Origin of the sequence: Phaeobacter sp. CAU 1743, assembly GCF_039839315.1 — a bacterium.
Lineage (GTDB): Bacteria > Pseudomonadota > Alphaproteobacteria > Rhodobacterales > Rhodobacteraceae > Phycobacter > Phycobacter gallaeciensis_A.
Window position 1 is genome coordinate 1 of record NZ_JBDOQR010000117.1, and the last position, 7146, is coordinate 7146.

Annotated in this window: 6 protein-coding genes; 1 reads left to right on the forward strand and 5 read right to left on the reverse strand. The window is 56.0% G+C overall.

All coding sequences use genetic code 11. The features are described 5' to 3' along the window. Positions 1-337: 337 nt before the first annotated feature. The 5 genes from AAFO90_RS23435 to AAFO90_RS23455 all read right to left on the reverse strand — a co-directional run bounded on the left by AAFO90_RS23435 (position 338) and on the right by AAFO90_RS23455 (position 5159). Positions 338-1054, reverse strand: coding sequence for a hypothetical protein (locus AAFO90_RS23435; protein ID WP_347510983.1), 717 nt, complete (start codon positions 1052-1054; stop codon positions 338-340). Between the two features lie 591 nt (positions 1055-1645). Then, positions 1646-2629, reverse strand: a complete 984-nt coding sequence (locus AAFO90_RS23440) for a hypothetical protein (protein WP_347510984.1) — start codon at positions 2627-2629, stop codon at positions 1646-1648. Between the two features lie 104 nt (positions 2630-2733). After that, positions 2734-4083, reverse strand: coding sequence for a CsgG/HfaB family protein (locus AAFO90_RS23445; protein WP_347510985.1), 1350 nt, complete (start codon positions 4081-4083; stop codon positions 2734-2736). Then, positions 4080-4622: a hypothetical protein gene (locus AAFO90_RS23450; protein ID WP_347510986.1), complete on the reverse strand. Its 543-nt coding sequence runs from the start codon at positions 4620-4622 to the stop codon at positions 4080-4082. Before AAFO90_RS23450 ends, AAFO90_RS23445 begins: the two co-directional genes overlap by 4 nt. Before the next feature lie 3 nt (positions 4623-4625). Further along, a complete protein-coding gene (locus AAFO90_RS23455; protein WP_347510987.1) occupies positions 4626-5159 on the reverse strand; it encodes a hypothetical protein in 534 nt (177 codons plus the stop codon). 750 nt (positions 5160-5909) lie between these two features. Here AAFO90_RS23455 and AAFO90_RS23460 point away from each other — a divergent pair. Continuing rightward, positions 5910-6842, forward strand: a complete 933-nt coding sequence (locus tag AAFO90_RS23460; protein WP_347510988.1) for an IS5 family transposase — start codon at positions 5910-5912, stop codon at positions 6840-6842. Positions 6843-7146: the final 304 nt, after the last annotated feature.

Consider the following 7146-nt stretch of genomic DNA (forward strand, 5'->3'; position numbering starts at 1 on the left):
GGAACAACTCGACCTCTTCGAAGCCCTGGATCTGAAAACACCCGCCTGAAACGGCCATGTTGTGGCAAAAGCGGGCATCCCGCTCCAACAATATCAGTCGCTTACGCGCTTAGCTGTTGAAGTTGGGGGACGCATCTCTTCACACGTTTGGCCTGGGCAACTTGTAAATGATGCGCAGTAGGCTCGCAGTATGGGGCGGAGTCCGCCCAAAATCTGCCGAAGCCTCCGCTTAGGTGGCCAAAATAACGTGGAAGTCGCTGGAACCCTTGCCCTTACCGCTGGAAAATGTCTTCAAGCCGGAAACTCGGCGCAGAAAAAGGCTTTGATCATAGGTTCCCTAATAGATTGCTGGACCTGTGATGTCGTTTACAATTCCGGTAATTCCGTTTTGAATTTCACTGGTGTTGACGGCACCAATTGCCGTGGCGGTTATGTGTTCGATAGATCCGCCCAGATTGTGTAGTATATTGTCTACGCGCCCCTGGACCATTAGCGAGTTTGAAGCCATGTTAATGACTAAGCCGGAGGTATCTGCCGAGCTGCCGAAAGGCGAAGACCGTTGGCTCGTGGCATGGCTCGACGCGGCAATAGCTTGCTGCACGCTCGCATTGGTGCCGGTTAGGATTCCAGCAATCTGATCGGAGTTGTGGTCAAGGAGTATGCCACCTGTATTAACAGCACCGATACCGAGCGCATCCACCGTGTTAAGATCGACCGTCGACTGCCCCAGTATCATTTCTGATGCAAATATATCAGTGACTACGCTTGGGCGTCCGTCATACCGGAATAAATTTGTTATCGAACCATCAATACTCGAAGATATGAAGTCGACCGAGGTGAAGGGCGATTGTGTTTCTGATATATTTGCCAGCGTTGTATTTAGCCCCAAGTGGTCGGCATAGGAAAGGACGCGTTCCAAGACGGTTCCAGCGCATGCCGGCCCGATCATTGCCATCGTGAGTAGTGCGGAAATTTGAAGTCGCCGACCGACTAAATTTGCGCACCCCTTTGCTGAGGCGCGAATGATTTCCCGGGAGTCGCGCAGTAGTTCCACAGGCGGGCCTCCTTCATCGTAACATAGTTGGTTTAGCACATATTGAAGCAGACGTCGAAGTATTTGTCTTCTGCGTCCAATTTTATGCGCTCGGGGCGACACATCGGGTTGGTCGAACACAGAGTTCTCTTTGTGGTGCATCTTTCGAATTTGTGGCGACTAAAAGCGGGCCGAAGTGATTATCGATAACTGCCCCCTTCAAAAATTAGCGAACCCGATATACCCTGAGATAAAGGCCGTCTATTTATTTTACGAAATGGCAGTTGTTTGCGCACTGTTGAATAGCGAGCTACGCAAGCTCGCCGAAATAGGAAACAGCGGAACCAAGACGCTGGGGGCAATCTCGTTTCCGCTGTTGAGAGGGAAGGAGGTGTAGTCCTTCCCGCGGCAGAACGATGGAATGGGACGATCCACCAATCATAGGCTTAGGTAATCCCGGGCAGCAGCCTATGATGTTCTGCCAATGCCATGAGTGAGGTTGGCGTAAATTCGGAGGCAACACGCGCGTATTGAAATTTCAACCGCGGCAGCCGAGGTGTTTATCTGGAATTTGAGGAATGTGGCGGCGGAAACCGCCGCCACACATGTCAATTACTGACCAGCCGACGCGCCAACGATGCCAGCAACAGCAGCATCAACACCGGAAACGATGGTACCGGTGTTAACAGCGCCCAGAGCGGTGGTGGACAGGTTGCCGATGGAACCGTTCACTTCGTTCATCACGTTGTTGATGGAACCGTTCACGCCGGTCATGTTCGATGCAACGTTCAGCACGATTGCGCCGGTGTCAGCCGAACCGCCCAGCTGGTTCATCACAGCGGAAACTGCAGCAGTGGTGGAGGTCGAGGCCTCATCAACCGCCGAGTTCACGCCCAGGGTGATGTCGCCAGTGTTAACAGCACCAAGCGCGGTGGTCGCCATGTCGCCCAGATCGACAGTCGGCATATTCCATTCGGTCGCAGATACGGTTGCAGATGCGATCGCTTCCTGAGTTGCAGCGTCGATGCCATCAAGCGAGTTGTTGATGGAACCGTTGATGCCTTCTACGGGACCAGTTGCAATCGACTCAGCAGTATAGGAACCAAGTGCGGTTTGCAGTGCTGCATCATTAGCGTATGTCATCGCGTCGTATTCAGCCTTAGTGATGACTTCGCCTGCGTCATTCACGAAGTATAGTTGGTCGGTGCCATCGGCCATATCCGAGTAGCCTGCCTGATCGACGGCAGACAGAGCATCGTACTCAGCCTTTGTCAGAACCACGCCGGTGTCGACATCGACATAGTAGGTATCGGCAACCGTTGTTGCGTAAGTGCCAGTATAATCTGTCTGCACTTCAGACGCTGCAAGCGCATCGTACTCGGCCTGTGTCAAGAGGTCGCCCGTGCCGTCGACGTACACATTCGTAGTGCCCTGCGTGCCGATGTTCTCGGCGATGTTTGCAAACGTACCGTTCACCGATGCCAGGTTGGTGGCGTTGTCGATTTGGCCCAGCACACGCTCCAGGACGGATTGTGCCGACGCAGCACCGCTCATTGCAACGATGGCGAGAGCGGAAGTAGCAAGAAGTTTTTTCATCTCTTGTCTCCAAATTTGTTATTGACCCCTCCCGGCCAAAACGATTCTGCAGGTTTTTAACGGAGGCCTGCCTCATCCGGTCACCCATGTGACCGAACCCGTGGTCAGTGTGGTAACCCCTTGATCCGACTGTCTCTTAGGCTGCCGGTGGGGGGTACCCCTGAATCTGGTTCATTCTCAGTATCTTTCGGACGTAATCCTGCATCGCCACCGGAGCCGCTTTCACTCGGCTTGCGCGCCGCAGCGGCTTCCTTCTTGCGCACCGATTGTTCAGAGAGCTGCACCTCGACAAGGGCGCGCTCAACCAATAGCGCAACAGCGTCACCTTCGGGCCCGGACAGACCGCTGGCCGCGGCAGTCTTGAGTGCCTGGATGGCGACGGCAGCATATTGCTGCGCCTCACGCGCGTGGCTCCGCGCTTCGACTGCATCCTTGGCGCTCTTGGCGGCCTGCGCGGCGACAAGTGCCCGGCCGGCGAACATCGTCGCCTTCTCCATCTGCTTGCGCAGGGCAGGGGTGATTTTGACCGGAGGTTTGGGACCCTGTGCCGCAGGTGCCGCCTGCGGTGGCTTCGTTGCTTGCAACGGCTCTGCTGTATTGCGGTTCATCGCTGCCGTCACAACGTCGCGAAGGTCTTCGCGTCGATTGGAGACGGATGTGTCTCCGTCCATCATGGCCACGATCCTACGGCAGGAAGAATAGTTTGCTTCGGACATGAGCTGACCGAGCAGCTCTAGCGTTGCAAAGTTCAGCATCTGGCGCATGGCAAAATGCACCGCCTCGCGCTTCATTCCACCTGCAGACAGCGAGATGAGCGTCGTGTCGAAGAAACGGTCACCGCCGACGCGGAATTCCTCGGTAAAGATCTGCTTCTGCAACGGGACATTGGCAACGATTCGACCGGTGAAGGCGTCTGTCAGCGACAGGTCCAGTGCGATCAAGATACGGTTCTGCCGTTTGCCAATTCCGACGCCAGCAAAATCGAACTCAACACCACCGCCGGGAATGAAATCCAGGCTGTTGATCGATCCGGACACGTAGAAATTGGTGGGCGTCTGTTGCTTGATATCGCGGATGCCCCATTGCGTTTCGACGACCGAAATATTGGGATCGCGCCTATTCACGACGGTTACGCCCGCACGATACAGTGCCGACTGAACCATTTCGCCAGCACCTTGGGACAGTATTTTGCCGCTTCCACCTTCGGAATAGGTTTCCTTGCCGGTTGCGTCGACGACCTGCCCGACAGCAAAACTTACCGATGGTTCAATCTTTCCCCGAACGCATTCGAGCGCCTGATCAAAAGGCGTCGTCACGTTCTGGATCGCCGGCCCCTTGGCCAGCGGCGCATCTACGTGGTTCGGCATGAAGCCGAAGTTTCCAGAAGCTGAACAGCCTGCTAATGCGCAGGACGCTGCGAGAACCTTGAGTACAGTTTTGCGTTTTGATGTCATCTGTTACACGCTTGTGCGATGTTGGATATCCCGCCAACCCGCGAGCTACCAATCTGAGCGCCAGGTGCGGTCAGACCCAGCGAGTCCGAAAACGCAGGTGGCACCACTGAGCCCGTGAATGCCGAGCCATCGACGCACCCTGTGTTGTCAGCGGAGTTGACTGCATCAATCATGTTGTTGCTGCCAGCAACATCGATGGTGGTATTGCCGGTGTTCATTGAGCCGACGGAATTGGTGTTCTGACCGATGTCGTCGCCAACTTGAAAATCTGTAGAGACGTCGCCATCGGTGGCCACGTCCATGTAATTGGTGCGGTTGTCGGTGTTGTAATAGTTCGTTGTGTTTACAACAGTTGACGGCCCGGCTGTCTTGCGTGCCTGCAGCATGATGTTAGCCCGGCTGGTTCCGACTGACACCTGATTGGAGTTTCGGAAACTCCAACCACTGGACCAGTCGGTGCCTGGCGCGGATTGCGCGATGGCGCCTGTACCGAAAGTGACGGTGATCGCCGCAAGAAGTAAGGGACGGCTAGAAGGCATTCATTAGCCCTCCGAGGCGGAAGCACTGCCGCCTCCTGCTGCAGCGGACTCACCGCCGCTCGCCGCTGCGGCACCACCGCCACCGGCTGCTGCTGCCGCACCGTCGCTCGCCGCTGAGGCGCCGCCGCCACCGGCTGCTGCTGACGAACCGTCGCTCCCCGCTGAGGCGCCGCCGCCACCGGCTGCTGCTGCCGAACCATCGCTCGCCGCTGAGGCGCCGCCGCCACCGGCCGCTGCTGCCGAACCATCGCTCCCCGCTGAGGCGCCGCCGCCACCGGCTGCTGCTGACGAACCGTCGCTTGCCGCTGCGGCGCTACCGTCACCAGCGGCGGCGGATGAGCCACCCCCAGACGCAGCCGCGCTTCCATCGCCCGCTTCTGCGCTGGAGCCTCCGCCGGACCCGTTGCCGCCGCCACCGGACCCATTGCCGCCGCCACCAGAACCAGTACCAGTACCAGTCTGACCACCGCCAGCCGAAGCTGCTTCTGCCGCGTACTGTTCGAGAACCTCGCTGCGCAGATCGTCTTTGATATTCATGATGTACATCCAGCAATCCGGTTGGGCGCCGGCCGCGGAACCTTGCATATTGCCGCTTGCTGCGACGCAGGACTGGAATTGGAATACAGCCTGCTCTATTTCCTGGTTCCGCGTGGTTGTGGAATTGACGTTGTCGCAACCCGATACGACGACTGCTGCACTAAGGATTATCTTGCTGATATGATTCATGATTATGGACCCCGTTTTATGTATTGATCGCTCACCAGAAGCCTCGGATCAAACTGTCGTCCGCATAGAACGATGTGTCGTTAGGTGATGAACATACGTCGTCAAGAGATTCGGCGGATCATCTGTGAGTTCGCAACTATCTCAAGGCGTGAACTAGATATCCAATGAAATTGCCCTAGACGTGCCGCATGGATTCTGGCCGCAGCTGTGGCAGCTCAGATAAAATTTGCGAACAAGTCTGGCACCTAAATCTGAACAAAAAAAGCGCCACTGATTTCCAGTGGCGCTCGGAAACAAATTTCGCATATTGCGAATTTCCTTAGTTGCGACTCCAAAAAACGTCGCGGGGCAAAAACCATCAGTGATGGCGTGAAAACAGATTCTCCGTTTTCAGGTCACCGTTCAATATATCGAAAGGCTAAGATCGTATCTTTACGAAAACTCTGCGCCGATGGGGGATTTTAGTTAACCAAACCTCGCCACAATTGAACCCAGAGCGGCTTTGTTGCACAAATCTCGCTGGGGATTCATCTTGCGAATCCATCATGATAGCTGAAGGGCATGAGCAGTTGGGCCCCTACAAAATACAAGACCACGAACTGGTCGGCTTACAATGACAGCCTGAAGCGACGCGGATCGCTGTCGATCTGGTTTGACCCTGAGATGGTTTGGGTGCCGCCGCCGAGCGGCAAGCGCGGCCGGCAGCAGAGCTTCAGTGATGCTGCGATCCAGGCGTGTCTTACGCTGAAGGTGCTGTTCGGGATGCCGCTCCGGCAGACAACCGGTTTTGTACAAAGCTTGTTGCGGCTCATCGGCTTGGATTGGTCGGTGCCAGACTTCAGCACCCTGTGCCGCCGCCAGAAAACCCTGAACGTGAGCCTGCCTTATCGTGGCGGCACCGGCCCGCTGAACCTTCTGGTCGATAGCACGGGCATCAAAGCCGAGGGTGAAGGTGAGTGGAATGCTCGCAAGCATGGCGGCCCGAAGCGCCGGATTTGGCGCAAGATACATATCGGGATCGACGAAGAAACGCTGGAAGTTCGCGCCGTCGAAGTCACCAGCAGCAATGTCGGTGACGCGCCCATGTTGCCCGAGTTGCTCAATCAAATCCCAACCGATCAGACTATCGGGTCAGTGACTGCTGACGGTGCTTATGACACGCGCAAATGCCATGATGCGATTGCCGCCCGGAATGCCCATGCAGTGATCCCTCCACGCAAGAACGCCAAGCCTTGGAAACCCACCAGCGCCGGTGCCATGGCACGCAATGAGGCCGTCAACGCATCGCGATATCTCGGCCGCGCTATCTGGCGACGGTGGAGCGGGTATCACAGACGAAGTCGTGTCGAAACCAAGATGCATTGTGTGAAGTTGCTGGGGCAGAGCCTCATGTCTCGGGACTTCGACCGGCAGGTCGCAGAAATCCAAACCCGTGTTGCCGTCCTCAACAAATACACAGCTCTTGGCATACCTGTTACTGAGGTCGTAGGCTAAATCCGTCTAGGGAATGGGGAAGTGCAGTCACGCCCCGATTTGTGCAACAAAGCCGGTGCAAACCACGTCAACATAATGAAGAGTGACCGCCTAGACGAGGTGGCCGTGTCAATCGCAGCCGATACTGCAATCACATAAATATTACATAACCAAAGTTATACGATTTGCGCGTGTACCCGCAAAGCGATAATGTCACCCATGAGCAATTCAGAAGTGTCACTCTCCTCGCATACAACAGCGAGGACGAGCGGACATGGGATGGGTGATGATGAGCGAGCGCGATTTGAACCGCGTTGAGGTTTTG

Coding starts and splice junctions, on each gene's coding strand:
- AAFO90_RS23440 (WP_347510984.1), bottom strand. CDS start 2,629: ATGAAAAAACTTCTTGCTACTTCCGCTCTCGCCATCGTTGCAATGAGC.
- AAFO90_RS23445 (WP_347510985.1), bottom strand. CDS start 4,083: ATGACATCAAAACGCAAAACTGTACTCAAGGTTCTCGCAGCGTCCTGC.
- AAFO90_RS23450 (WP_347510986.1), bottom strand. CDS start 4,622: ATGCCTTCTAGCCGTCCCTTACTTCTTGCGGCGATCACCGTCACTTTC.
- AAFO90_RS23455 (WP_347510987.1), bottom strand. CDS start 5,159: ATGAATATCAAAGACGATCTGCGCAGCGAGGTTCTCGAACAGTACGCG.
- AAFO90_RS23460 (WP_347510988.1), top strand. CDS start 5,910: ATGAGCAGTTGGGCCCCTACAAAATACAAGACCACGAACTGGTCGGCT.